Consider the following 25,029-nt stretch of genomic DNA (forward strand, 5'->3'; position numbering starts at 1 on the left):
GCCGGCGGACGGGGGCGATGGCCTGGGCGGCGGCGGCCGCACTCTGGCTACCCCTGCTCTGGCAACCGAAGTGGTGGCATCCGGACTGCGCGCTGCGGAGCGATGGACCGATCGCCTGGCTTGAAGGGTTCCCGCTGCCCTATGCCGAGCCGAGCACGGTCACGTCGCTGGAATGGTTCATCGCGCCCGCGCCGCTGGCGATCAATCTGTTCCTGACCGGCGCCGCTGTGCTGCCCCTCGCCCTGATGACGCTGCGCTGGCTCGACCGCAGCTCGGCGGTCGCCGCCGGGATTTTGTCCGCCGTCGGTATCGCCGCCCTGGCGCTCGCCGTCGCGTTGTGGACGCTTTTCATCTCCATGGGCGCGTTTCATCCGACGGCAGCGATCGGCGACTACACCGGCCGCCTACGCCCATGGAACATCATGCCTGCCGTCCTTGCCGAGGCCTTCGGCAAGCCGGCCTGCACCCGGTGATCGGGCAAGGCGCCGAAAGCCCGCACACCCAATCGTCCGGCTGGTTCAGGCCAAGGCTGGAACTGGCGGCGGAGTTCGCCTAGAGAGGCCCGGTGCGGGCATGATGTAATGGTAGCCTGAAAGCTTCCCAAGCTTTACGCCCGGGTTCGATTCCCGGTGCCCGCTCCAGATACGTCGCACGCGACAGCCCCCGGCCCCCTGTGATCACGAAGTGCGCGGCTGCCGTCGGGGCGCCCCTTATCAAGTTCGCCAGTTGCGCTAGCCTGAGCCGTCGGCGGTCATCGCCGGACTACACAAGACCGGGCATGGACACCGATCCGACCCGGCGCGGCAACAGGGACGAGACGACCATGACCACCGCCACGCAGTCCATCGACGCCGTCGTCGTCGGCGCCGGGTTCGCCGGTCTGTACATGGTCCAGCGGTTGCGGGAGGCCGGCTTCACGGTCCAGGGCGTCGAGGCCGCGGGCGACGTGGGCGGCACCTGGTACTGGAACCGCTATCCCGGCGCGCGCTGCGACATCCCCAGCCTGCTGTATTCCTACACCTGGTCGGACGACCTGCGGGACAGCTGGCGCTGGAGCGAGAAGTACGCGACCCAGCCGGAAATCCTCGCCTACGCCGAGCACGTGGCCGACCGCTATCACCTGCGCCGGTCGTTCCTGTTCGACACCAAGGTGGTCTCCGCCGTGTTCAACGCGGCGACCGGCCGCTGGCGGGTCGAGACCGACGGGGGGCAGGTGTTCGACGCCCGCTTCTGCATCATGGCCACCGGCTGCCTGTCGGTGCCGCGCGTGCCCGATATCCCCGGCGCGGCGAGCTTCCAGGGCGAGGCCTATGTCACCGGCCAGTGGCCGCACGAGGGCGTGGACTTCAAGGGCAAGCGGGTCGCCATGATCGGCACCGGCTCGTCGGCCATCCAGTCGATGCCACTGATCGCGAAGGACGCCGCCCAGGTCACGGTGTTCCAGCGCACGCCCAATTTCAGCCTGCCGGCCCTGAACGCCCCGCTGACCGACGAGGAGGTCGCCGCGTTCAACGAGGCCTTCCCGATTTACAAGCAGTTGCTCGACAGCGGCGAGCCGGGCTTGCCGTTGCCGCCCAAGGGTTGGGTCCCGACGGACGCCGAACTGGCGGCTCTCGTCGAGCAACTGTGGAACGGCGGCGGCCTGATTTCGGCTGTGATGATCCCGGACCTGGTGAAGAACGAACGGATCAACGAAGCCGCGGCCGACTTCGTCCGCGCGAAGATCCGCGAGATCGTCAAGGATCCGGTGCTGGCGGCCAAACTCAGCCCGACCAGCTTCCCCCTCGCCGCCAAGCGGGCCTGCGTCGATACCGACTATTTCGCCAGCTACAACCGCGACAACGTCACCCTGGTGGATCTGCGCGACACGCCGATCGCGGCGATCACCGCCACAGGCGTGAGGACCTCCGACGCCGACTACCCGGCGGACATCATCGTCTATGCGCTCGGGTTCGACGCCATGACCGGCGCCCTGCTCAATATCGACATCCGCGGCCGTGACGGCCTGGCCCTGCGCGACGTCTGGCGCGACGGACCGAAGACCTATCTGGGCGTCGCCGTGGCCGGTTTCCCCAATCTGTTCACCGTCACCGGACCGGGCAGCCCGTCGGTGCTGAGCAACATGCTCAACTCGATCGAGCAGCACGTGGACTGGATCTTCGACGCCATCCAGCACGTCAAGCAGACCCAGGCTGCGGTGATGGAGGCCACGCCGGCGGCGCAGGAGGACTGGGTCGCCCACGTCAACGACGAGGCCGACCAGACCCTCTATCCGCGGGCTGCGTCCTGGTATGTCGGGGCCAATGTGCCCGGCAAGCCGCGGGTGTTCATGCCGTACGTCGGCGAGGGCTACAAAAAGCGCTGCGACCAGATCGCCGCCGACGGCTATCCGGGCTTCGCCCTCAGCCGCTGATGCAGGGGCGGTCTAGGACGCCGCGAGGAAGCCCTCGACCTCGTCCATGAACATCTCGAACCGGTCGTGGTGGAGCCAGTGGCCGGCGTCGGGGAAGCTGACGGTGCGGGCGTCCTTGAAGTGCTTCGACCGGCCGTCCTTCTCCGGGTTCGAGGCCCAGCTCTTTTCGCCGTAGCAGAGCAGGGTCGGGCAGGTGATCGCCTCCCATAGCTGGGCGACCTGCTGGTGCGTCAGGTCCGGCGCGGACCAGACGCGCAGGTAGTTGTCGAACTTCCAGCTGTAGGTGCCGTCCTCGTTCTGGCTGACGCCATGGGCGGTCAGGTGCCGGGCCTGGTCGTCGGTCAGGTAGGCGTTCTCGGACTTCATCCGCTCGTAGGCTTCGTCCAGCGTCGGATAGCGTTTCGGCTGGCGGCCCGCCGCCTGGCGCTTCTCGTCGATCCAGCCGCGCAGGCGGTCGGCGACAGGCGTCTTCTCCCGCTCGGCGATCATCCGGGGGGAGGGACCCATGCCCTCGATGGCGACGAGCTTGCTGACGTTTTCCGGATACAGGCCGGTGTAGCGCAGGGCGATGTTGCCGCCGAGCGAATGGGCGATGATCTTCAACGGCGCCAGCTTCAGCTGATGGATCAGCTGGGCCAGATCATAGAGGTAGGACGCCATCGAGTAGTCGCCGTCCGGCGACCAGGCGCTGTCGCCGTGCCCGCGCAGGTCCGGGCAGATAATGCGATAGCGGTCGGCCAGTCGCTGGGCGACCCAGTCCCAGCTACGGCAATGGTCCCGCCCGCCGTGCAGCAGCAGCAGCGGCGGGGCCTCCGGATCACCCCAGGCGGCATAGTGCAGCTTCAGTCGCTGCGACATGAAGCTGTGCGAGGTCGGTCCGGCGAGGGGGGCGTGATGGGTCATGGATCACCCCATAGGGTAGAGGATCTCTTTCGTCACCGCGTCGACGGCCTTCATCACCTCGTCGCTGAGGGTCAGGTCGGCGGCGGCGAGGATGTCGGGCAGCTGGTCCTCGTGGGTCACGCCGACGATGGTCGAGGCGACGAAGTCGTGCTGCTTGCTCCAGGCGGTCGCCAGGGTCACCGGCGCCATGCCGGCCTCGGCGGCGATCGCCATGAACCGCTGCGTCGAGGTGAGTGTCTTGTCGTTGACGAACCTCTTGGCCATCACGGCCTGTCGGCCGCCCAGCTGCAGATAGGCCGAGAAGCGCGCGCCCTCGGGCCTGCCGCCGTCGTTGTACTTGCCCGACAGCACCCCGCCGCCCAGCGGCGAATAGGGGATCAGGCTGACGCCCTCCTGCAGGCAGACCTGCGCCAGCGCGTCCTCGAACCGGCGGTTGTTCATGCTGAAGTTGTTCTGGATCGTCTCGTAGCGGGCCAGGCCCTCGCGGGCGGAGACGCCGAGGCTCTTCATCAGGCCCCAGGCCGTCTCGTTGCTGCAGCCCAGTACGCGCACCTTGCCCGACTCCACCAGATCGTCGAGCGCGCGCATGACCTCTTCATAGGGGCCGTCGTGGTCGGGCCAGTGGGTCTGGTAGAGGTCGATGTAGTCGGTCTGCAGGCGCTTGAGGCTGCCCTCGACGGCGCGGACGATATTGTGACGGTCCAGCGCGGTCATGCCGGCCCGCTGGCTGCCCTTGATCCAGCCGTGGCTCGGACCGCAGACCTTGGTCGCCATCAGGATTTCGTCGCGACGCTTGGTCTTCATCCAGCGCCCGACGATCTCCTCGCAGGTGCCGGCCCACTCTTCCTTGGGCGGCACCGGGTAGTTCTCGGCGGTGTCGAAGAAGTTGATCCCGGCCTCAAGCGACTGGTCCAGCACCCGGTGGGCCATCTTCTCGTCGGCCTGGCCGCCGAAGGTCATGGTCCCCATGCAGATCTTGGAGACATAGATGGCGCTGCGGCCGAGGCGTTTGGTCTGCATGTCGGATCGTCCGGATGAGAGAGGGCGGGCCGCGGAGTCGGCGACCGGGGTCTCCAGACTCCTAGTCGGCTCCCCCGCCGGAAGCCAAGCCCCGAAAAACTGTCAGACCCGGCGCGCGCGGAGGGCCCCTAGGGGGTTCGCACCACCTGGACGGCGACCTCGTTGCGCCTCTGGGACGGCAGCCGCCAGGGCGGATCGTAGAACCAGGCCACGGGCTCGCCTTCGGCGCGCCAGCCGCTCGCATTCAGTCGCTGCAGCAACTCGGCCTTGCGCGCGCTGACCGCCTCGTCGCGCGTGCTGCCGGAAAAGCGCAGCACGGCGAAGGTCTCCGGCGCCAGCGCCACGAGCCGGACAGACGGGTCCTTTGGCGTCGGCAGGGAGTCCAGGCTGTACTGGCTGGGCATGATGAACTGGATGCGCCAGGCGCCCGCGCCGTCCGGCGTCTGGCCGACCGGCGCGGTCATGGCGATCTTCTCGGACGCCTGGGCGACCGGCGCGGTCATGGCGATGGAGGTGCGGGTGGTGTTGCCGCCGAAGATGTAGCCGGCCAGGCGCCGGAACCCGGCGTTGCGGGCCCTTTCGTCCGATCCGGTGACCGTCGTCTCCGCCGCGATGCGCGGGCCGTACTGGCGGATCTCAAGTCCCGCTGGCGACTCCAGCACCGTGAACGCCGGCTCTTCCACGCGCTCGCGGGCGGCTGCGCCCGAGAACAGTCCGGTCAGAAGGGTCAGGGCGATAGCGGTCACCAGTGGTTTCATGTCGTCCATCCTGCCCCGCGACAGACGACGGGGGTCGCGAACGATCTGGCTCGAACGCGCCCGGGATCAAGTCGTTGCGCGCCGCAGCCCCTGCACCGCCTCGCCGATGAAGGCCCGCAGGTTGTCCTTCAGCGCGGCGGGCGTTCCACCATGGCGGACGAGCACGACATCGAGGTCAGGGGCCAGCACGGTGTACTGGCCATCATAACCGTTGGCCGAGAAGCTGCCCGGCCCGCCGATGCCCAGCCACCACTGCGCGCCGTACGGTTCGGCGTCGTCGTGCGCGGCCGTCGTGCGGGTGCGGGCGTAGTCGACCCAGCCTTCCGGCAGCAGCCGCCGATCCTCCCACACCCCGTCCCTCAGATAGAGCAGGCCGAACCGGGCGAAGTCGCGCGCGGTGCAGAAGCAGAAGGACGAGCCGATGAAGGTGCCGGCGTCATCGAACTTCGGGATCGGACTGGTCATGCCGATCGGCGCGAAAAGCCGCTCGCGCATGAAGGCCTCGAAGTCGGGGCCGTGCTTGCCAAGCGTCCGGGCCAGGGCCCGGCTGATGATGTTGGTCGTGCCGCTGGAATAGGACATCACGGTCCCCGGCGCGTGGGCCAGCGGGAAGGCCACGGCGAAGGCGGCGACGTCCTTCTGGCCCTCGCCGAACAACATGGGGATGACGTCGGATGGGGCGTCCGGACCGTATTCCTCGGTGAACTTCAGCCCGCTCGACATGCGCAGCAGCTGGTCCAGCGTAATGGCCCCGCGTGCGTCGCCCTCGCCGCGCCACTCGGGGACGTCGGCCGGGGCGTGGATATCGACCAGCCCGTCGCCGACCAGCAGGCCGGTCAGGGCGTGGGTCATGCTCTTGGCCTTGGACCAACTGGGGAAGGTGTTCTGCGCCGTCAGGCCCTCGCCGTAGCGCTCGTAGATGATCCGCCCCTCACGCACGACGAGCAGGGCGTCGGTGCGGCCCAGCCGCTCCATCGCCTCACCGGCGAAGGCGCTGTCGAGATGAACGGCGACGGCGCCGTCGAGCGGCTCGCCCTCGGGCCATTCGGCGGTCGGCCAGGGCGTGCCGGCGGGCTGGGCGGGGAGGGGGATCAGGGTCATGGCGACAGGATCACGCGGTTGCGCGATCTTGTCATCCCGCGCCGGTTGATCTTTGGCCCGAAAGGCGGGAACGAGGAGCGATGAACCTGGCCCCCGCCCTGATGATCGGCCTGGCCCTCGGGCTCGCCGGCGCCGGCCCCGCACCGGCCGCAGAGCCGGTGGTGAAGGGCGCGGTGGGCGTCTGCCTGCGCTGGGGCGCATCCCGCGACCATGTGCGCGACGTGGTCATCGTCCATCCCTCCGGCAACCCGGTGCTCGATGCGGCGCTGCCCGACTCCATCCGCCAGATGCAGTGGGCCCGCCCGACGGATCCAAAGGCGGCGTCCGGCTGGACGGGCGTCTGGATGTCCGTCGACGGCGCATCCCCGCTGTCCGGACCGCCGCCGGACTGCAGCAACGCCGACCGCCTGCTGCCCCGTCCGCAACTCAACACCACCCGCACGTGAGAGACCTTGCCATGACCTCCAGATCCTTCGTCATCACCGGCGGCTTCGGCGTTCTCGGCCAGGCGGTGGCCCGCGCGGCGCTGGCGGCCGGGGGCAAGGTCGCGCTGATCGACTTCGCCCCGTCGAACCGGACTCCGCTTGCGGGCGCGGTCGAGATCGGCGGCGTCGATCTCTCCGACGAGGCCCAGGCGCGCGCGGCGATGGACAAGGCCGCCGCCGCGCTCGGCGGGCTGGATGTGCTGGTCAATGTCGCCGGCGGCTTCGTCTGGCAGACGCTGGAGGACGGCGATCTGGCCGCCTGGAGCCGGATGTTCAGCCTCAACACCCTGACCTGCGCGACGGCTTGCAAGACGGCGCTGCCGCATCTGCTGGCCTCGACCGCCGGCCGGATCGTCAGCGTCGGCGCGGGCGGTGCGGTCAAGGCCGGGGCCGGCATGGGCGCCTACGCCGCCTCGAAGGCCGGCGTGCATCGCCTGACCGAGAGCCTCGCCGAGGAGCTGAAGGGCCGGGTGACGGTCAACGCCGTGCTGCCCTCGATCATCGACACCCCGACCAACAGGGCCGACATGCCGGACGCCGACGTCACCGCCTGGGTCACGCCGGAGGAGGTGTCGGCGGCGATCCTCTGGCTGGCGTCGGAGGCCGCCGGCGGCGTCACGGGCGCGCTGCTGCCCGTCTCCGGCCGGGTGTGAAAGCCCCGTTTTCGTGGGCGTGACCGCGCGCCGCGAACGCGCTATGGCGGGGCCTGATGTCAGATTCTGACCACGCTCCGCGCATCTCCGAAATCCTGGACGCCATCTCCGGCTCCAAGCGCAAGACCGTGTCGGTGCAGGACGTGCTCGAGGCCTTCGGCGATCGTGCGTTCGGCGCGCTGCTGTTCGTCTTCGCCGCGCCGGTCGCCCTGCCGATGCCGCCGGGAGTCTCGGCCATTCTGGGCGCGCCGCTGCTGTTCATCACCGCCCAGTTGATGGTCGGACGCCGCACGCTGTGGCTGCCGAAGGCGCTGGCGGAGCGGACCATGACCCGCGCCGACTTCGTCACCCTTATGGGCAAGGTCTCGCCGTACCTGACCTGGCTGGAGCGCAGGCTGAAGCCGCGCTTCACCTTTCTCTACAACCCCTGGCTCGACCGGGTGACCGGCCTGCTTTGCCTGGTGCTGGCGATCATCGTCTTTCTGCCGATCCCGTTCGGAAACATGCTGCCGGCGCTGGCGCTCAGCGCCTTCGGCCTCGGCGTCGCAGAGCGCGACGGCGTGGTGGGCCTGTTCGGCGGCGTCATGGCGATGGTCAGCATCTTCGTGCTGGCGGTGCTGTCCAAGGCCCTGATCGCCGGCTTCACCGCCTTCGTGGTGACGCTGCTGCGGATGTTCTGATCAGGCCACCGCGTAGTCCGCCAGCACCGGCTGCTTCATCAGCTTGATGTAGGTCGCCGTGTCGCCGGACCAGTTGTTGGTGATCTTGCCGGACGCGGTCTTGTACCAACTGGAGCAGGAGCCGGCCCAGGCCGTCTTTCCCAGATCATCCTGTAGTTCAACGTTGAACCGCTTGAACGCCTCGGGCGTCACCGACAGCGATTTCGCGCCGCGCCGCTTCAGTGCCTTCATCGCCTCGACCATGTAGCCGACCTGCGCCTCGATCATCACGATGATCGAGTTGTGCCCCAGGTTGGTGTTGGGGCCGTACAGCATGAACAGGTTCGGGAAGCCCGCGACAGTGACGCCCAGATAGGCCTCCGCCCCGTCCTTCCAGGCCTCGGTCAGCGACTTGCCGCCCGCGCCGACGATCTCGACCGGCTGGATGAAGTCGGTGGTCACGAACCCGGTGCCGTACACCAGCACGTCGCAGGCGTGTTCCGCGCCGTTCACGGTTTCCACGCCCCTCGCCGTCACGGTTTTCACCGCCTCGGTGACCAGTTCGACATTCGGCTTCATCAGCGCCTGGTAGTAGTCGTCCGAGACGAGGATGCGCTTGCAGCCGATCGGATAGTCGGGCGTCAGCTTCGCCTTCAGCACCGGATCGGTGACGACCTGATCGAGGTATTTCAGCGCCAGCGCCTTGAAGCTCTCGGCGGCCTTGGTGCCGGTTTTGAACGCCTGGAACCGCAGGTCCATCATCTGCCAGATGAACCAGCGATTGAGACGGTCGATCGCCGGGAAGGTCCGGAACAGCCACTTCTCGAAATCGCTGAAAGTCTTGTCCAGGCGCGGCACGATGTAGTTGGGCGTGCGCTGGAAGATGACCACCTTGCCGGCGGTCTTGGCGATCTCCGGGATGTACTGGATGGCGCTGGCGCCCGCGCCGATGCAGCCGACGGTCTTGCCGGTCAGGTCGACGTCGTGACGCCAGCGGGCGGAGTGCCAGTTGTCGCCGTTGAACTTGTCCACGCCCGGAATGCCTGCATAGCCGGGCTTGTTCAGCTGGCCGAGGCCGGAGACCAGCACGGGGGCCGACAGGGTCTCCCCGCCCTTGATCGTCACCACCCAGCGGGCGGCCGCTTCGTCCCAGACGGCCTTCTCGACCTCGGCGTTGAAGCGGAACTTGCCGGTCACGCCGAACTTGTCGGCCACGCGGTCCATGTAGGCGCGGATCTCGTCATGCGGCGAGAAGGCCCGGCTCCAGTCCGGGTTCAGCGCGAAGGAATAGGAGTAGAGCCGCGAGGGCACATCGCAGCAGGCGCCGGGATAGGTGTTCTCCCGCCAGGTGCCGCCGATCCGGTCGCCCTTTTCCAGCACCACGATGCGGCCGAACCCGGCGTCCTTCAGCTTGATCGCGGCCGCGAGGCCGCCAAAGCCCGCGCCAATGATGATGGCGTCCAGATCGTCGGCCATGCCGCTGCATCCTCCGTCTTTTCGCGAAGTATTGCGCAGGGGTCAGGCCGGGGGAAGGCTGACCTGAGGTCACCCGCAACGCGAGTGGAGGCTCAGACGGATGTCATCCGGCGGAACGGATCGGGCAGCAATCGCTCGTAGTTCCGCCGGACGGTGTCGTAGCATTCGCAGGCCGCCGCCTCGAGCGCCGGGCGGTTCAGGATGTCGACGATTCCGCGCCGATAGCGGATCAGGCCCCGGCTCTGCAGGCCGCCGGCGATGGCCGTCACGGTCGTGCGCTGCACGCCGAGCATGTCGGCGAGGAACTCCTGTGTCAGGCTGACGGTGTCGGTGTCGATCCGGTCGCGGCAGGTCAGCAGCCAGCGGCAGAACCGCGACTCGACGCCGTGCAGGGCGTTGCAGGCCACCGACTGGATAGCGTGGCCGAACAGGGCGTCGTTGTGCCGGTCGATCAGCGACATCATCGCGGGCGCGCGTCGGCAGGCCTCGGCGAGGGCCGCGGCGCTCATCCGCGAGGCGCGGCCAGGCACCTGCACAATGGCGCGCGACATGGCCAGGCGCGGCGCGATAGCGGCCTGCAGACCAAAGGCGCCTTCGCGGCCGACGGTCGCGGACTCGATCGCCACGCCGCTCTCCATCAGCGTCATCAACGAGATGACGCAGTCGTGGGGGAAGTATATCGTTTCGATGGGGTCGCCCGGGTCACAGATCAGGCGGCCCTTGTCCATCTCCACCAGCGTCAGTTGCGGCGACAGCAGCGCGAAGTCGGCCGTCGACAGGGAGGCGAGCAATCGGTTCTTCAAGGGTAAGGGACTCGTCATAGCCAAATGAAAACGCCGTTCGACGACTACGGTTGCAGGCTACAGGCAGTCGGCGAATAGAACTGTCGTTTAGTCGACATAATCGACACAGGTTTTTCGCCAGTCCGAAGTGAAGCCGGATCAATGCAATATCCGCGTCACGGCCTTGGTCACACTGAACGTTGTAATCTCGACAACGCATATTATTTCCGCCGACACCGAAAACACTGAAAATACGAGGAATTCCATGAAGTACAGGCAACTGGGCCGGACCGGCCTCTATGTTTCGGAAATCTGCCTGGGCGCGATGACCTTCGCCAGCGAGGCCACCGGCATGTGGGGCGCGATCGGAGCGGTCGACCAGAAGGGTGTCGACGACATGATCGGCAGGGCACTGGCCAGCGGCGTGAACTTCATCGACACGGCGGATGTCTACTCGGCGGGTCAGTCGGAGCAGATGGTCGGCGCCGCCCTGCGCAACCTCGGGGTCAAGCGCAGTGACGTGGTCATCGCCACCAAATGCTTCGGCGAGATGGGCCGTGGTCCGAACGACAAGGGCGCCTCGCGCGGGCACATCATGGACGCGGTCAGGGCCAGCCTGGACCGGATGCAGCTGGACTATATCGACCTCTACCAGATCCACGCCAACGACCCGGTGACTCCGGTCGAGGAGACCCTGCGGGCGCTCGACGACCTCGTTAGCCAGGGCCTGGTCCGCTACGCCGGCTGCTCCAACTGGCCGGCCTGGAAGATGATGAAGGCGCACGGCATCGCCGACGCGCGCGGCTATGCCCGGTTCGAGACGGTTCAGGCCTACTACTCCATCGCCGGCCGCGATCTCGAGCGCGAGGTCGTGCCGATGATGCAGGACCAGGGCATGGGGCTGATGGTCTGGTCGCCGATGGCCGGCGGCCTGCTGTCAGGCAAGTTCACCCGTGACGGGGCCGGACCCAACGGCGCGCGCCGCGTCAGCTTCGACTTCCCGCCGGTCAATCGCGACCGCGCCTGGGACTGTATCGATGCGATGAAGCTGATCGCCGACGCGCGGGGCGTCTCGGTGGCCCGCATCGCGCTCGCCTACGTGCTGGCCAAGCCGTTCGTGACCACGGTGATCATCGGCGCCAAGACAGTCGAGCAGCTCGACGACAACCTCGCCGCCGCCGAGATCGAGTTGACGGCGGACGAGGTCGCGGCGCTCGACGCCGCCTCCGCGCTGCCGCCCGAGTATCCGGGGTGGATGCTCGAGCGCCAGGGCGGTCGGCGCGCGCCGGAACCGTTCGTGAAGAAGGGCTAGTTCAGCCCGATCCGCCGGGTCCCGCCCACGTCGGGCGTGGAGCCGGTGAGATTGGCCTTGGCGACTTCCCAGGCGAACTTCACCGGGCCGCCCTCGCTGATCCAGACCTGGGCGTCGTTGGCGTCCAGGCACAGCAGCGTGAGCTTCGGGTCGGCCTTGCCCTCCGGGTACCAGGCGGCGACAGCGGCGTTCCAGTACTTCTCGATCCGGACCGGATCATGCTGCAGCGTCAGTTCGCCGCCGACGCAGGCGTGGAACTTCTCGCCGTTCTGCACGACCATCATCGCGCCCTTGCCCTCCTGGATCGACTGGGCCAGCTCGGTGTCGGTGCGGGTGAAGAACCAGATCTGGCCGCCGTCCCGCTCGGGGAACGCCGTCATCGGCCGGAAGTGCTGCATGGGATGGGTGTGGGCGCCGAGCATCACGGTGTGCCCGTGCTTCTCGATCTCCTTCCAGAGACGGTCCTCGACGGCCGCGCGGTCGTTGATGTCGGTGCTCATGGCGATACTCCGTTACTGAAACCTGCGAGAGTAACCCCGGGTTGAGGCAAGGGTTCCGCCGGGCTCGGAACGGGTAAACGCCGACGAAGCGATTGCCGTTCTAGAGTGGAACAAGGCGATCCATGCGGATCGCGGCGCGACGCGCCGGGGCAGTCATGACCGTGGACACGCTTTGAAGTTCGATCGACAGGAACGGGGAATCCGCGCCGGCGCATCGGCGATCGTCGTGGCCGCCGGCCTGGCGATCGTGGCCCTTGTTGGAGGGCTGGTCGTTGCCGCCGCGCGCATCGACAGCCTTGCCGCACGCCATGAGGAACGCCTCGTGGAAAACGGTCTCAAGCTCAAGGATACCGCGCTCCGCGATTGTATCAGTCCCAATACGATGTGGGACGATGCGGTCGCCAACCTGGACAACCGGTTCAGTGTGGCCTGGGCGGATGCGAACATCGGCCAGTACCTCACGACCAGTTGCTCCGTCGCGCAGGTCTATGTCCTTCACGCCAAGGGCCATGTGCTTGGCGGCTGGCGTGACGCCAAGCCCGTTGAGGGCGGCATACCCGCATCGCTCCAGCCGACCGTCGCCCGGCTTGTCACGATGATCCGCAATCGGGAGGCCCGACGCGGCGCGTTCAGGCCAGGCTCGGGGTCCGGCGAGATGATTGCCCGGGCCATCGACGAGACCGCGAACGTGGTCATCGAATCCGGGCCGGTCGTCGTGTCAGCCAGCCTTGTTCAGCCGGATTTCGGGACGGCGCTGCCATCCGCCGCAGGCGCGCCGGTGGTCGTTACCGTTCAGCCGATCGACGCCACCTATCTGGAGTGGCTCGGCAACCACTTCCTGCTCGACAAGCCTCATGTTGACGCCGTTCCGTTCCTGCCTCTGGAGGCCCGGCATGCCAGCGTTGTCCTGTTCGACAACACGGGTGGGCCGGTTACGCGGTTCGATTGGGAATACCGACAGCCCGCCCGCGATCTCGCCTGGGTGGTCGCTCCGCCCGCAGGCGTTCTGCTGCTTATCCTGCTCCTCGCGCCCGCGGTGACGATCCACCGGGACCGCCGGCACCGCCTCAGGCTCAGGGCGGCCATGGTTGCGGCGAACGCGGCGTCCGAGTCGAAGTCGCGCTTCATCGCCAACATGAGCCATGAAATCCGCACGCCGATGAACGGCGTGGTCGGCGTGCTTCACCTGTTGCGCCGGAAGAACCTCGATCCCGAGAGCCGTCAGCTCATCGAGGAAGGCCTGGCCAGCGGGTCCCTGCTGCAGGGGCTGCTCAATGACGTGCTGGACATGTCCCGCATCGAGTCGGGCGCGTTCGAACTTGATCCGGCTCCAGTGGATCCGGATGCGCTGGTGCGGGAAGTCGCCGGGCTGTTCGCGACCCAGGCGCGCGAGAAGGGCGTGGACCTCAGGGTCTCCTTCGAGGGGGCTCCGTCCACGCTCCTGGCGGACGGTCTCAGGCTGCGCCAGATGTGCATGAACCTGATCGGCAACGCCGTGAAGTTCACGGCCATCGGGCACGTGGAAGTCCGCTGCATCGTGTCGGCGTCTGGCGAGGCAGACGTCCAGACCTTGCGCCTGGAGGTCGAGGACACCGGCATCGGCATTCCGGCCTCGGCGCAGGCGCTGATGTTCCGGCGCTTCAGTCAGGCGGACGGGTCGATCCGCCGGGAATACGGAGGCTCTGGCCTGGGACTTTCGATCTGCGCGACCCTGGTCGATCTGATGGGTGGCGACATCGGCTTCAAGAGCATCGAGGGCAAGGGGTCGACCTTCTGGTTCGAGATCGCCCTGAAGCGGGTCGACGGCGGCCGGCCTGATGCCGCTGCGGCGCCAAAGGAGCCCGACGATGATATGGCGGCAGGACTGCGCATTCTGGTGGTCGACGACAACCCGACCAACCAGAAGGTCGCAAGGATGTTGCTGGAGGCCGTCGGCGCGGTTGTCGAGACGGCGGCGAACGGCGCGGAGGGTCTCGACGCCGTCCGGGCCTCACGCTTCGATCTGGTGCTGATGGATGTGCAGATGCCCGTCATGGACGGCGTGACCGCCACCCGCGCGATCAGGGCGCTCGATGGCCCGCTGCGCGACATTCCCGTTATCGGCCTGACCGCCAATGTCCTGCCGAGCCAGAAGCGCGACTATCTCGCGGCGGGCATGGATGATGTGGCCGAAAAGCCGATCAACCCGTCGCACCTGGTGGAACAGATCAACGCAGCGCTGGACAAGGCCGCGGCGGCCGGACGTGAACGGGACCGCGAGACGGCCTGACGCCCGCAGGCCTAGACCCCGTACCGCCCGCGGAACGCCGCCATCGCGGCCATCGCCTCGCCGGTGTAGTCGCCCAGCACCTCGGCCTCGTCGGGACCGTTGGTGAAGATGAAGAAGTCATCGGCTTCCACCTGGTCGGCGATCCGCTCGCCGGCCGTGGCGGCGGGCAGGCCGTGGGCCATCGGGTGGGCGCCCTCGACCACGCGCGGCCGGGCGCCGCCGAAGGTGTCGTGGCGGTTGCGGAAGGCGTTCCAGATGTCGCTCTGCACGACGCCGGGGCAGATCACGCCGGCCGACAGGGGCGTGCCCTCGAAGTCGCGGCGCATACACAGGCTGTAGCCCATCACCGCGTGCTTGGCGGCGGTGTAGGGAGCGATGATCCCGCCGCGCCTGGATTCCGGCAGGCCCAGCGCGTGCTCCGACGCGGTGTTGACGATCTTGCCCGGCAGGCCGCTGGCCAACATGCGCGGGGCGAAGGTCTTCACGCCCAGATAGACGCCGCGAATATTGACCGAGAACACCCAGTCCCAGATGCGTTCGGGCGTCTCATGGACCGTCCCGCCGCCGCCGACGCCGGCGTTGTTGAACAGCAGCTGCGGCGCCTGGTCCCAGTGGCCGAAGGCGACATCGGCTGTCGCGTCCCAGCTGGCCTGGTCGATCACGTCGAGATAGCAGCTGGTCGCCTCCAGGCCCTCGCCGCGCAGGGTCTCCGCCGCGGCGAGCGCGCGCTCGGCCTCGATGTCGGCCAGCACCACCTTGGCGCCGCGACGGGCCAGGGCCGCCGCGATGCCGAAGCCGATGCCGGATGCGCCGCCGGTGATGACGGCGACTGTACCCTGGACGTTCACCTCTAGAAGCCCAGCACGCGGGCGTAGCGGTCGCGGTGATAGCTGGCGCCGCCGAACAGGTGCTCGGCCACGCGGGCGCGCTTCAGATAGAGGCCGGCGTCATGCACGTCGGTCATGCCGATGCCGCCGTGCATCTGGACCATCTCGTTGGTCACCAGATGCGCCAGATCGCTGGCCTTGGCCTTGGCCAGCGAAGCGGCGGCGCGGTTGTCGCTGGCGCCCGTATCGATCTGTTCCAGCGCCGCCTCGACACAGGAGCGGGTGGTCTCAAGGTCGGTGAACATCTTCGCCGCCCGGTGCTGAAGGCTCTGGAACGTGCCGATCACCTGGCCGAACTGGGTGCGGGTCTTGAGGTAGTCGAGCGTGATCTCGAACGCCTGCAGGGCGCTGCCGAGCATCTCGGCGGCCAGGCCGGCGCGGGCGCGGTCGAGCACCGGCTCCAGCACGACCCAGCCCTTGCCGACCTCGCCCAGAACGGCGTCGGCGCCGACCTTGACGCCGTCGAAGGTCAGTTCAGCCGCGCCGCGGCTGTCGGCCAGGGCCAGATGCTTGCGGGTCAGACCCGCCGCATCGCCGGCCACGAGGAACAGGGTGATGCCGTCGGTGTCGCCTGGCTTGCCGCCAGTGCGGGCGGCGACGATCACCAGGTCGGCGGCCTCGCCGTCGAGCACAAAGGTCTTCTTGCCGGTCAGGCTCCAGCCGTCGCCGGCCTTGTCAGCCTTCAGGGCGGTCATCTCCGGCGCGTGGTGCGCCTTCTCGTCGACGGCCAGGGCGGTGACGACCTCGCCCGCGGCGATCTTCGGCAGCCAGGCGGCCTTCTGGGCGTCCGAGCCGCCGAGCGTCAGGGCCGATGCGCCGATCAGCGCGGTCGACAGCAGCGGGGAGGCGACCAGGGTGCGGCCGGTCTCTTCCAGGATCAGCCCGAGGCTCAGATAGCCGAACGCCGTGCCGTCATAATCTTCCGGGACGATCACCCCGGCCCAGCCCATGGCGCCCATCTCGGCCCAGGCGGCGGGGTCGAAGCTCTGGCCGGAGCCGCCGTCGCGCAGCGCGCGCAGCTTCGTCACCGGCGAGGACTCCTGCGCCCAGCTCTTGGCCGCGTCGCGCAGCATGGTCTGTTCTTCGTTCAGGACGGCCATGTCAGGCGTGCTCCCCGGGAGAGTTGGAGTTGGTATGGAGGGTGGCCCAGTGGAGGGCCTGTTCCAGACGGTCATTGCCCCAGAAGAGCTCGCCGTCGGCGGTGATGAAGCTGGGAGAGCCGAAGACGCCGCGCGCCTTGGCCTGGTTGACGTGATCCTTCAGCCGCGCCTTCACGGCCTCGGACCCTGCCGCCTCGAAGACCTCGGCCGGCGAGGCGCCGACTTCCTCAAGCAGCGGCGCGAGCACTTCGGGACTGGAGATGTCCTGGTCGGCGACGAAGTTGGCTTCATAGACCTTGCGGCTGAAGTCGGCGGTCCAGCCGTCGTCCAGTCCGGCCACCGCCACCCGCGCCGCCAGCAGCGTGTTGCGCGGGAACTGCGTCGGGTGGTTCAACGGTAAACCTTCTTCGGCACAAACCCGCGCCAGGTCGCGCCACATGTACTGGCCCTTGACCGGGAAGACGTTGAACGGGCTGTCGGTCAGCCCCTGCTGGGCATGAAACAGCGGCCCGAGCAGGAACGGCTTCCATTCCACGCGCACGCCCGCCGCCTCGGCCATCCGCTCGACCCGCATGGCCGCCGGATAGCTGTAGGTCGAGGCGAACTCGTACCAGAACTCGATCATCACTGGTGATCCAGCAGACCGAGCACCCGCTTGGCGACGACGTTGAGATTGATCTCGCTGGTGCCGCCCTCGATGGAGTTGGCCTTGGCGCGCAGCATCGAGCGCATGGCGCCGATCTCGCCGGCCGAGAAGCTCTCGCCCTCCCAACCCAGGCCCTGCAGGCCGAGCGCCTCGACGGTCAGTTCGGTGCGCTCCTGGTTCAGCTTGGCGGCGGCGTACTTGATGATCGAGGTCGCGGCGCTGGGGCCCTTGCTGGCCTTGGCTTCCTGTTCCGCGCGACGGATCGTCAGGGCGAAGGCCGCCTGGTCCATCTTGTGCGCGCTGATGCGGGTGCGCAGGTCGCCGTCGGCGATGCGGCCGTCGGCGTCGACGCCGACATGCTCCTTGGCCGCCTCGACGACGTCGATGCCGGCGCCGCCGCCGAAACCGCCGGCGGAGATGTTCTGCCGCTCATACTGCAGCAGCCGCTTGGCGATTTCCCAGCCGCCGTTGAGCTTGCCGACGAGGTGGTCCTTGGGGACCTTCACGTCGGTGAAGAAGGTCTCGCAGAACGGCGAGTAGCCGCTGATCAGCTTGATCGGACGGGTCTCGACCCCCTCGGTGGTCATGTCGAACAGCACGAAGCTGATGCCCTCGTGCTTCTTCGAGGTGTCGGTGCGCACCAGGCAGAAGATCCAGTCGGCCTGGTCGGCGTAGCTGGTCCAGACCTTCTGGCCGTTGATCAGGAAGTGGTCGCCCTTGTCCTCGCAGCGGGTCTGCAGCCCGGCCAGGTCGGAGCCGGCGCCGGGCTCACTGTAGCCTTGGCACCAGCGGATCTCGCCCTTGACGATGCCGGGCAGGAACTTCTGCTTCTGCTCTTCGGTGGCGTACTCCAGCAGCACGGGGCCGAGCATCCAGATGCCGAAGCTCATCAGCGCCGGGCGGGCCTTGATGCGGCGCAGCTCGGCCTCCAGCACCTTGTTCTGTTCGCGGGTCAGCCCGCCGCCGCCGTACTCGGTCGGCCACATCGGCGCGGTCCAGCCCTTGGCCGCCATGCGGTCGAGCCAGAGCTTGGCGTCCTTGTTGGTCGGATTGAACCGCCGGCCACCCCAGGGCGCCTCGGTTTCATCATCCATGGGCGCGTTCAGGGACGGCGGATAGTTCGCCGCCAGCCAGTCCCGCACTTCCGCACGGAAGGTCTCAAGATCGCCGCCGCCAAAATCCGCCATGGCCGTTCCTCCCGCAGGGTCTGTTTCGTCCAGCTTAGCGTGCGCGCCCGGGGGAGCAAGCGCGTTCAAACGCTCGTTCGAGTCATCTGTCGCGCGAACCGTGCGGGACCACGCTATAGAAGCGACGTGATGGGCCCGGGAATCGCATGCGTCTCTATGGCGAACTGAAACCTGCGCTTCTGGCGGCGGGACCGACGGTGGGCGCCATCGCGGCCCTGGTGGGGGGCGGCATGCTCGTCGCCTCCGGCGCGACCCCCAGCGATCCGTCGCGGGTCGTCGCGCTGCTCAAAGTCGCGCCGGTCCTGCTGATCGAGACCAGCCACTTCCTGTCCTCGATCCTCGGGCTGCTGCTGATCCTGCTGGCGTTCGGCCTGCGATCGCGGCTCGACGCGGCCTGGTCGGCCAGCGTGATCACCCTGCTGGCGGCCGCGGTGCTGGCGCCGTTCAAGGGCTTCAACTGGGAAGAGGCCGCGGTGCTGGTCGCCTGTTTCTTCGTGCTGCTGCCTCTGCATGCGGCCTTCCCGAGGGCGGCTGGCCTGTCGCGGATGGAGATCACGCCCGGCTGGCTGGTCTCCGCCGCCGCCATGCTCGGGGGCGCGGCGCTGCTGGGGTGGTGGTCCTTCGCCAACGCCGGTTACGCCGACCAGTCCGTCTGGAAGGTGCTGGCCGACCAGGACCTCAACCGTGCGATCCGATCGTCCGGCGGCGCCGCGCTCGCCCTGCTGCTGTTCGGCGTCTGGCGGATGCTGGCGATGCCTGCGACGCCGCCGGTGGCCGGCGATCACGACCCCGACTTCGACCGCGTGCGCGCCATCCTGCGAACCGCTGAATGGTCCCAGCCCGATTCCAACCTGGCCCTGCTGGGCGACAAGCGGTTCCTGTTTTCACCATCGGGCGAGACCTTCCTGATGTTCGGCGTGCGCGGGCGATCGTGGATCGCCATGGACGGCCCGGTCGGCCGGGCGAGCGAGCGGATGGAACTGCTCTGGCGCTTCCGCGAACTGGCCGACGCCCATGCGGCCCGGCCGGCGCTCTACGGCATCGGCCCCGAGGACCTGCCCGACGCGGTGGAGCTGGGCTTCTCGATCCAGAAGATCGGCGAGGCCGCGGCCGTGCCGCTGGACGGCTTCTCGCTGGCCGGCCGCCGCCGCGAGGTTCTGCGGCGCAACTGGCGCAAGGCCGGTGAAGCGGGGGCGACGTTCGAGGTGATCGAGCCGGAGGCCGTGCCCGACTTGACCGAGGATCTGCGGGCCATCTCGGACGCCTGGCTGGCGATGCATTCCGGCGGCGAGAAGTCTTTCTCGCTCGGTGGGTTCGTGCCGCGCTACGTGGCCGAGTTTCCGATCGCGCTGGTGCGGGCGGAGGGCCGGATCGTCGCCTTCGCGACCCTCTGGCCGATGGCCAGCCGCAAGGCCCTGTCGATGGATCTGATGCGCTACAACGACGATGCGCCCAAGAACATCATGGACTTCCTGTTCGTCGAGCTCTTCGAGTGGGGGCGCGCCCAGGGCTACCAGGCGTTCGACTTCGGCGCCGCGCCGCTCGCGGGGCTCGAGGACCGGCCGCTCGCCCCGATCATGTCGCGCGTCGGCCGGCTGCTGTTCGAGCGGGGCGAGGAGATCTACAATTTCCGCGGCGTGCGCCGGTACAAGGACAAGTACGACCCGCTCTGGCAACCGCGCTACATCGCCGCCCCGCATCGCTGGCAGATCCCGATGCTGCTGGCCGATGTCAGCCTGCTGTCGTCAGGCGGCATGGCCGGTCTGGCCCGACGCCCCAAGCGCGCCGAGGACTGAGCGGTCGGATCAGCGGTCGTGGTGCAGCCCGAGCAGGCTCGCAAGGTGCACCAGCAGCACCAGAACGACAGCCGCCGAGGTTACCATGATCAGCCGCCAGGGGATCATGCGCGGCCCCTTCAGCAGGTCGGGCGGCCGACTGCCGCGCCAGCCCGCCAGCACGGTCAGGCCGATGAAGGCGGTGGTGACGGCGAGGGTCGCGGAAAGTTCCATTCCGGGCCAGATGGCGGCAGGGGCGGGCGGATGCAAGCTTCGTCCACAGCTAATCGTCGCACCCGCTAGATTTAGCGTTAACCCCGCGTTTACACACAATCCCTTGCTGGTTAGCGTGCTCTATGAGTGCCGGAGACACGATTCGAATGACGTCGGGGGCGCCCTGGAGCGTAAAGGGAATCGACCCAAAAGCGCGCGAGATCGCCAAGGATCTCGCGCGGCGCTCGGGCATGACTCTGGGGGAGTGGCTCAACAGCATGATCGCGGCCGGCGAACCGATCGGCCAGCCTGACCCGGAGCCGACGTTCGAGGCTCCGCAGGAGCCGATCGTGGTCGGCTTGCCGCGTCTGGGCGGCGGCTCGCGCTACGAGGTCGCCGGTCACCCCGCCGACGAGGTCGGCCGGGTCGCGGAGGCCATCGAACGCCTGACCGCCCGCATCGAGGCCGCCGAGCAGCGCTCGACCCTGGCCATTACCGGCATCGACCAGTCCGTACGCGGCGCGCTGTCCCGGCTGGAATCCGCCGAGCGCGAGCAGGTCGCCGTGGCCGCGCGGTTCGAGGGCGCGGTCGAGGAACTCAACACCAACTACGGCGGCGTCGGCGAGCGCCTGCGCCGTCTCGAGCTGGAATCGACCGGCCCGCGCTCGGCCGAGGCCCTGCGCGCCATCGAGGGCATGCTCGGCAAGGTCGCCGGCCAGGTCTACGAGGGCGAGAGCCGAACCCGCGAGACCCTCGCCGCCGTCGAGGCGCGTCTGGCGAAGGTCGAGGCGGCTGAAACGCCTTCCGTCGATCCGACCCAACTGGCCGAGGTCGTGGTCGCCCGGGTCGAGGAGGCCGAGAGCCGCACGACGGACGCCCTGCGCGACCTCGGCGCCTCGTTCGTCGCTCTGGACCGCCGCCTGCGCACCGTCGAGAGCGGCGCGGGCGATGGCGGCGCACGGCTTGAGGCTCTCGCCGCCGACCTGACCCGCCGCATGGAAGCGACGCGGGTCGAGATGGCCGCCAACCTTCAGACCGCCTCGACAGGCCGGTTCGACCGGATGGAGCGCAAGCTGTCCGAGATGGCCGCTCATATCCAGACGGCCGAGACCCGCTCGGCCCAGGCCATCGAGCGCATGGGGCGGGAGGTGGTCAGCATGGCCGACAGTCTCAGCCGGAGGGTTCAGACGGTGGAGAACCACGGCGCCGACGCCATCGAGCAGATCGGCGGCGAGGTAGCCCGTATCGCCACGGTGGTCGAACAGAAGCTCAATCGCGCCGACGGCGTGCAGGCCCAGGCGCTGGAAAAGCTCGGCGGCGAGATCGCCCGCATCACCGAGCGCCTGGCCGAGCGGATCGCCAACTCCGAGCGTCGCGGCGCCCTGGCCATCGACGAAGTCGGCGAACAGGTCGCCCGCGTCACGGAACGCATCAACCAACGCCAGGAGCGCTCGTCCGCCGATCTCGCCGAACGCATCCGCCAGAGCGAGGAGCGTACCGCCCGCCTGCTGGACGAGGCCCGCGAGAAGATCGACCAGAGCCTGAGCGCGTCGCACCGCCGGCTGTCCGAACAGGTCGCCCAGGGTCCCGTCATGGCGGCCGCGGCGCCGGTCCAGCGCCGCACTGAATCGCCGCGCGAACCGTTCGGCGATCCGTTCGCGTCCGAGCCGTTCCCCTCGCCGGGCCGCACGATCCCGGAGGAAGCCTTCGCGCCCCAGGCGCTGACCCGTCCGGCGGCCAGCGCGCCGCCGCCGCTGGTCGAGCCCGAACCCTTCCCGGTGGCCGAGCGCGGCCCGCCGGCCTTCTCCGAGGAAGACTTCGAGGCCGCCGACGGCTTCGCGCCGATCACCGAGGACGTGGACATTCCCGACGCGCCGGTGATCCCGCCCGCGCCGGAGATCTCGCCGTTCGAGATCGAGGACGCCGGCCGCCCCCGCTCGACCCGTGAAGTGCTCGAACAGGCCCGCGCCGCCGCTCGCTCGGCGAACGCGCCGGAAGCCCGGCCCGCCGCGACCGAGAAGCGCAGCCTGTTCGGCGCCGGATCGAAGAAGCCCAAGCGTCACGCCGGATCGGCCCTGCAGTCGGCCCTGGTGCTGGCGGCCGGCGCGGCGACGGTCGGCCTGCTCAGCGCCGGCGGCGTCATGGTCTATGGCGGCAAGGGCGAGGGCTCGATGGCCACGCGCGTCGCCGAGGCGCTGCAGAACCGTCGCGCCGACGAACAGGGTGAGATCAAGACGGCCGAGGCCGACACAACGCCGACGCTGCCGGACCGCTCGGCGCCGAAGGTCGCGGTGGCGATCGCGCCGGGCCTTGCGCCCGTCGACCCCGCGCTGGCGGGTGCGCCGCCGGCGACCGAAACTCCCGCCGCGCCGGCGGAGACCCCGGCCTCGCTCTATGCGGAGTCCGTGCGCCGGATCGAGGCGCGCGACCTGACCGGCATGACCGGCCTCAAGCGCGCCGCCAACCTCGGCTACGCGCCGGCGCAGTTCTATCTGGCCAAGCTGTACGAGAACGGCGAGGGCGGCCTGCGCAAGGACCCGGTCGAGGCCCGGCGCTGGACCGAACGCGCGGCCCAGGGCGGTGACCGCAAGGCGATGCACAACCTCGGCCTCTACTTCTTCGAGGGCCAGGGCGGGACCAAGAACACCACGACGGCCGCGCAATGGTTCCGCAAGGCCGCCGATCTCGGTCTTTCGGACAGCCAGTACAATCTCGGCCGGCTCTACGAAGAAGGCTACGGCGTCAGCCAGAACGGCGCCGAGGCCTACAAGTGGTACCTGATCGCCGCCCGCGCCGGTGACACCGAGGCGAAGTCGAGCGCCGAGCGGGTCAAGCGCGACCTGTCGCCGGAAGCGCGCAGCGCGGCCGAGCGGTCGGCGCTCGGCTTCCGGGCGTCGGCGCCGACGGCCGCGCGGGCGCCGACGGTCCAGGCGTCCACCGGCGGCACGGCCTCCGATATCACTTCCGCCCAGCGCGCCCTGTCGACGCTCGGCTACTATCGTGGTCCGCAGGACGGCGTCGCCAGCCAGGGGCTGAAGGGCGCCATCGCCGCCTTCCAGCGGGACCAGGGCATGGCGCCGACGGGCAGTCTCGACTCCCAGACGATGCTGAAGCTGTCGACCTACGCCCGGTGACCCCGATGTCCGCGCACCGCGTGGATTTCCGGTTCTATCCGACCGGCGCAAGCGCATAGTCAGGGCGTGGACCTTTACCTTCCCATCGCAGAGATGTCGGTCAACGCGCCGTTGTTGATCGCGCTCGGTGCGGTTGTCGGCTTCATCTCCGGCCTGTTCGGCATCGGCGGCGGGTTCCTGATGACGCCGGTGCTGGTCTTCATGGGCATTCCGCCTGCCGTGGCCGTGGCCAGCCTGTCCAACCACGTGGCCGCCTCGTCCTTCTCCAGCGTCACGGCCTACAGCCGTCGCCGGATGGTCGACTTCCGGATGGGCGGCGTGCTCGCGGCGGGCGGCATCGTCGGCGCGGTCATCGGGGTCGAGGTGTTCCGCCTCCTGCGCCTGCTGGGCCAGGCTGACCTTGTCGTGTCGGTGTCCTACCTGCTGTTTCTCGGCGTTATCGGCGCGCTGATGCTCTGGGAGTCGCTCGGAACGATCGTGCGTCGGCGCCGCGGCGAGGGCCCGCCGCCGCGTCGCGACCGGCGGCCGATCCTGCTCTACGCCCTGCCGTGGAAGATGCGCTTTCCCAAGTCGCGCCTCTACATCAGCGTCATTCCTCCGATCCTGCTCGGCCTGTTCGTCGGCATCCTGTCAGCGATCATGGGCGTCGGCGGCGGCTTCATCCTCGTGCCGGCGATGATCTATCTGCTGCGCATGCCCGCCAGCGTGGTGGTCGGCACCAGCCTTTTCCAGATCGTCATCACCGCCAGCCTGACCTGCATTCTGCAGGCGGGCCGCAACCAGACGGTCGACGTCGTGCTGGCGACCCTGCTGCTCATCGGCGGGGTGCTGGGCGCCCAGCTCGGGGCCAAGGCCTCTGCGCGGTTCCGGGCCGAGGAGCTGCGGGCGCTGCTGGCGCTGATCGTCCTGCTGGTCGGTCTGCGCATGGGCCTGGGCCTGTTCATCCAGCCGGACGACGCGTTCGTGCTTGTGGCGGCGGCGGGCTGATGGTGGTCGATCTTCCCCCCGCCGCGCCGCCGGCCTCGGTCTCCGCAACCCTGACCGAGACGGACGTCCGCGTCACTTCCGGCTTCACGGGCGCGAAGATCTCGGTCTACGGGGCTGTGTTCGACCCCTCGGGACGACCCAGCGATGTGGTCGTGGTGGTGCGCGGTCCGACCCAGCCGGTGCGCATCGCGCGCAAGGTGCGGGTCAGTGGTTTCTGGCTGAACAGCCGCCCGGTGGTGTTCGAAGGCGCGCCCGGCTTCTATCGCGCCGCCTCGACCCGGCCGCTGCAGGACATCACCCGCTTCGGCCAACTGCGGAAGCTGGGCCTGGGGCTCGACCATCTGGCCATCGCCGCGCCGGCCGAACGCCGGATCGAGACGCGCTACGGCGTGCGCGACATGGTCGTCAGTTCGCTTGGCGATGACTATTACCGCTGGCGCGGGGCGGTGGTGCGGCTGAAGCAGGCGGCCGGCCTCTACAGCGCCGACGCCGACGGCGTGACCTTTGTCGACAAGGGCCTGTTCCTCGCCCGCGTCGACCTGCCGGCCCAGGCGCCGATCGGTCAGTACACGGCGCGGGTGATCCTGTTCCAGGACGGCAAGCCGGTCTCGGACCGCACCCTGCCGCTCAAGGTCGAGAAGGTCGGTCTGGAGCGTGCGGTTTACCTCTTCGCGCATCAGCGTCCGTGGTCGTATGGTCTGCTTTCGGCGCTCATCGCACTGGGCGCGGGCTGGGCGGCCTCGCGGGCGTTTCGCAGGAGTTGAGGGGG

The 25,029-nt window shown here is 68.7% G+C and carries 23 protein-coding genes and 1 tRNA gene; 12 read left to right on the top strand and 12 right to left on the bottom strand.

Annotated features, from left to right (window positions below):
* Positions 1 to 17 precede the first annotated feature (17 nt).
* From AC3WJT_RS09390 to AC3WJT_RS09400, 3 genes are all read left to right on the top strand, one after another.
* On the top strand, positions 18 to 473 hold the full coding sequence (locus tag AC3WJT_RS09390; RefSeq protein ID WP_492342845.1) for a hypothetical protein: 456 nt from the start codon (positions 18 to 20) through the stop codon (positions 471 to 473).
* A gap of 94 nt (positions 474 to 567) precedes the next feature.
* Positions 568 to 641: transfer RNA gene (locus AC3WJT_RS09395), tRNA-Gly, on the top strand.
* Between the two features lie 137 nt (positions 642 to 778).
* Positions 779 to 2,413, top strand: coding sequence for a flavin-containing monooxygenase (locus AC3WJT_RS09400; protein WP_492342846.1), 1,635 nt, complete (start codon positions 779 to 781; stop codon positions 2,411 to 2,413).
* 12 nt (positions 2,414 to 2,425) lie between these two features.
* On the opposite strand, the gene AC3WJT_RS09405 is transcribed toward AC3WJT_RS09400, so the two are convergent.
* The 4 genes from AC3WJT_RS09405 to AC3WJT_RS09420 all read right to left on the bottom strand — a co-directional run bounded on the left by AC3WJT_RS09405 (position 2,426) and on the right by AC3WJT_RS09420 (position 6,195).
* On the bottom strand, positions 2,426 to 3,316 hold the full coding sequence (locus tag AC3WJT_RS09405; RefSeq protein WP_492342847.1) for an alpha/beta fold hydrolase: 891 nt from the start codon (positions 3,314 to 3,316) through the stop codon (positions 2,426 to 2,428).
* 3 nt (positions 3,317 to 3,319) lie between these two features.
* Positions 3,320 to 4,336, bottom strand: a complete 1,017-nt coding sequence (locus AC3WJT_RS09410; protein WP_492342848.1) for an aldo/keto reductase — start codon at positions 4,334 to 4,336, stop codon at positions 3,320 to 3,322.
* 128 nt (positions 4,337 to 4,464) lie between these two features.
* Positions 4,465 to 5,094 (bottom strand): SOUL family heme-binding protein, encoded by a 630-nt coding sequence (locus tag AC3WJT_RS09415; protein WP_492342849.1) that lies wholly within the window; start codon positions 5,092 to 5,094, stop codon positions 4,465 to 4,467.
* Between the two features lie 66 nt (positions 5,095 to 5,160).
* The gene (locus tag AC3WJT_RS09420; protein ID WP_492342850.1) at positions 5,161 to 6,195 is read right to left on the bottom strand and encodes a serine hydrolase domain-containing protein; all 1,035 of its coding nucleotides are present in this window, start codon (positions 6,193 to 6,195) and stop codon (positions 5,161 to 5,163) included.
* Between the two features lie 80 nt (positions 6,196 to 6,275).
* On the opposite strand from AC3WJT_RS09420, the gene AC3WJT_RS09425 reads away from it, so the two are divergent.
* Genes AC3WJT_RS09425 through AC3WJT_RS09435 form a run of 3 tightly spaced genes read left to right on the top strand, consistent with a single transcriptional unit; the run spans position 6,276 to position 8,013 of the window.
* Positions 6,276 to 6,641 carry a hypothetical protein gene (locus tag AC3WJT_RS09425; RefSeq protein ID WP_492342851.1) on the top strand — a complete coding sequence of 122 codons (366 nt, stop codon included), beginning with the start codon at positions 6,276 to 6,278 and terminating at the stop codon, positions 6,639 to 6,641.
* Between the two features lie 11 nt (positions 6,642 to 6,652).
* Complete coding sequence (locus AC3WJT_RS09430; RefSeq protein WP_492342852.1) at positions 6,653 to 7,333, top strand: SDR family NAD(P)-dependent oxidoreductase; 681 nt, start codon at positions 6,653 to 6,655, stop codon at positions 7,331 to 7,333.
* A 56-nt stretch (positions 7,334 to 7,389) separates the two neighbouring features.
* Positions 7,390 to 8,013, top strand: a complete 624-nt coding sequence (locus AC3WJT_RS09435) for an exopolysaccharide biosynthesis protein (RefSeq protein ID WP_492342853.1) — start codon at positions 7,390 to 7,392, stop codon at positions 8,011 to 8,013.
* Here AC3WJT_RS09435 and AC3WJT_RS09440 read toward each other — a convergent pair whose 3' ends face one another.
* Complete coding sequence (locus AC3WJT_RS09440) at positions 8,014 to 9,468, bottom strand: flavin-containing monooxygenase (RefSeq protein ID WP_492342854.1); 1,455 nt, start codon at positions 9,466 to 9,468, stop codon at positions 8,014 to 8,016.
* 92 nt (positions 9,469 to 9,560) lie between these two features.
* On the bottom strand, positions 9,561 to 10,259 hold the full coding sequence (locus AC3WJT_RS09445; RefSeq protein WP_492342855.1) for a Crp/Fnr family transcriptional regulator: 699 nt from the start codon (positions 10,257 to 10,259) through the stop codon (positions 9,561 to 9,563).
* A gap of 256 nt (positions 10,260 to 10,515) precedes the next feature.
* Here AC3WJT_RS09445 and AC3WJT_RS09450 point away from each other — a divergent pair, with 256 nt between their 5' ends.
* Entirely contained in the window at positions 10,516 to 11,562 is a 1,047-nt protein-coding gene (locus AC3WJT_RS09450; protein WP_492342856.1) for an aldo/keto reductase, read from the top strand.
* Here the strand turns inward: AC3WJT_RS09450 and AC3WJT_RS09455 are convergent.
* A complete protein-coding gene (locus AC3WJT_RS09455; RefSeq protein WP_492342857.1) occupies positions 11,559 to 12,062 on the bottom strand; it encodes a pyridoxamine 5'-phosphate oxidase family protein in 504 nt (167 codons plus the stop codon). The two genes, AC3WJT_RS09450 and AC3WJT_RS09455, sit on opposite strands and share 4 nt — an antisense overlap.
* A gap of 172 nt (positions 12,063 to 12,234) precedes the next feature.
* Here AC3WJT_RS09455 and AC3WJT_RS09460 point away from each other — a divergent pair, with 172 nt between their 5' ends.
* A complete protein-coding gene (locus AC3WJT_RS09460; RefSeq protein WP_492342858.1) occupies positions 12,235 to 14,331 on the top strand; it encodes an ATP-binding protein in 2,097 nt (698 codons plus the stop codon).
* Positions 14,332 to 14,342: 11 nt separating this feature from the next.
* Here AC3WJT_RS09460 and AC3WJT_RS09465 read toward each other — a convergent pair whose 3' ends face one another.
* From AC3WJT_RS09465 to AC3WJT_RS09480, 4 genes are read right to left on the bottom strand one after another with little or no spacing between them, the layout of a single operon-like run.
* Positions 14,343 to 15,179, bottom strand: coding sequence for an SDR family NAD(P)-dependent oxidoreductase (locus tag AC3WJT_RS09465; RefSeq protein WP_492342859.1), 837 nt, complete (start codon positions 15,177 to 15,179; stop codon positions 14,343 to 14,345).
* 2 nt (positions 15,180 to 15,181) lie between these two features.
* Positions 15,182 to 16,318, bottom strand: coding sequence for an acyl-CoA dehydrogenase family protein (locus AC3WJT_RS09470; RefSeq protein WP_492342860.1), 1,137 nt, complete (start codon positions 16,316 to 16,318; stop codon positions 15,182 to 15,184).
* Position 16,319: 1 nt separating this feature from the next.
* Positions 16,320 to 16,943 (bottom strand): 2-hydroxychromene-2-carboxylate isomerase, encoded by a 624-nt coding sequence (locus tag AC3WJT_RS09475; protein ID WP_492342861.1) that lies wholly within the window; start codon positions 16,941 to 16,943, stop codon positions 16,320 to 16,322.
* Positions 16,943 to 18,151: an acyl-CoA dehydrogenase family protein gene (locus AC3WJT_RS09480; protein WP_492342862.1), complete on the bottom strand. Its 1,209-nt coding sequence runs from the start codon at positions 18,149 to 18,151 to the stop codon at positions 16,943 to 16,945. Before AC3WJT_RS09480 ends, AC3WJT_RS09475 begins: the two co-directional genes overlap by 1 nt.
* A gap of 146 nt (positions 18,152 to 18,297) precedes the next feature.
* On the opposite strand from AC3WJT_RS09480, the gene AC3WJT_RS09485 reads away from it, so the two are divergent.
* The gene (locus AC3WJT_RS09485) at positions 18,298 to 19,947 is read left to right on the top strand and encodes a GNAT family N-acetyltransferase (protein ID WP_492342863.1); all 1,650 of its coding nucleotides are present in this window, start codon (positions 18,298 to 18,300) and stop codon (positions 19,945 to 19,947) included.
* Between the two features lie 9 nt (positions 19,948 to 19,956).
* Here the strand turns inward: AC3WJT_RS09485 and AC3WJT_RS09490 are convergent, their stop codons facing one another.
* Positions 19,957 to 20,160 carry a hypothetical protein gene (locus AC3WJT_RS09490; protein ID WP_492342864.1) on the bottom strand — a complete coding sequence of 68 codons (204 nt, stop codon included), beginning with the start codon at positions 20,158 to 20,160 and terminating at the stop codon, positions 19,957 to 19,959.
* Between the two features lie 230 nt (positions 20,161 to 20,390).
* On the opposite strand from AC3WJT_RS09490, the gene AC3WJT_RS09495 reads away from it, so the two are divergent.
* From AC3WJT_RS09495 to AC3WJT_RS09505, 3 genes are all read left to right on the top strand, one after another.
* Positions 20,391 to 23,273, top strand: a complete 2,883-nt coding sequence (locus AC3WJT_RS09495) for a peptidoglycan-binding protein (protein ID WP_492342865.1) — start codon at positions 20,391 to 20,393, stop codon at positions 23,271 to 23,273.
* Positions 23,274 to 23,339: 66 nt separating this feature from the next.
* Positions 23,340 to 24,260: a sulfite exporter TauE/SafE family protein gene (locus AC3WJT_RS09500; protein WP_492342866.1), complete on the top strand. Its 921-nt coding sequence runs from the start codon at positions 23,340 to 23,342 to the stop codon at positions 24,258 to 24,260.
* Positions 24,260 to 25,024: a TIGR02186 family protein gene (locus AC3WJT_RS09505; RefSeq protein ID WP_492342867.1), complete on the top strand. Its 765-nt coding sequence runs from the start codon at positions 24,260 to 24,262 to the stop codon at positions 25,022 to 25,024. The genes AC3WJT_RS09500 and AC3WJT_RS09505 overlap by 1 nt, the downstream gene beginning before the upstream one ends.
* Positions 25,025 to 25,029 lie beyond the last annotated feature (5 nt).

It is taken from the genome of Caulobacter sp. FW305-C-30-S16 (assembly GCF_058783025.1).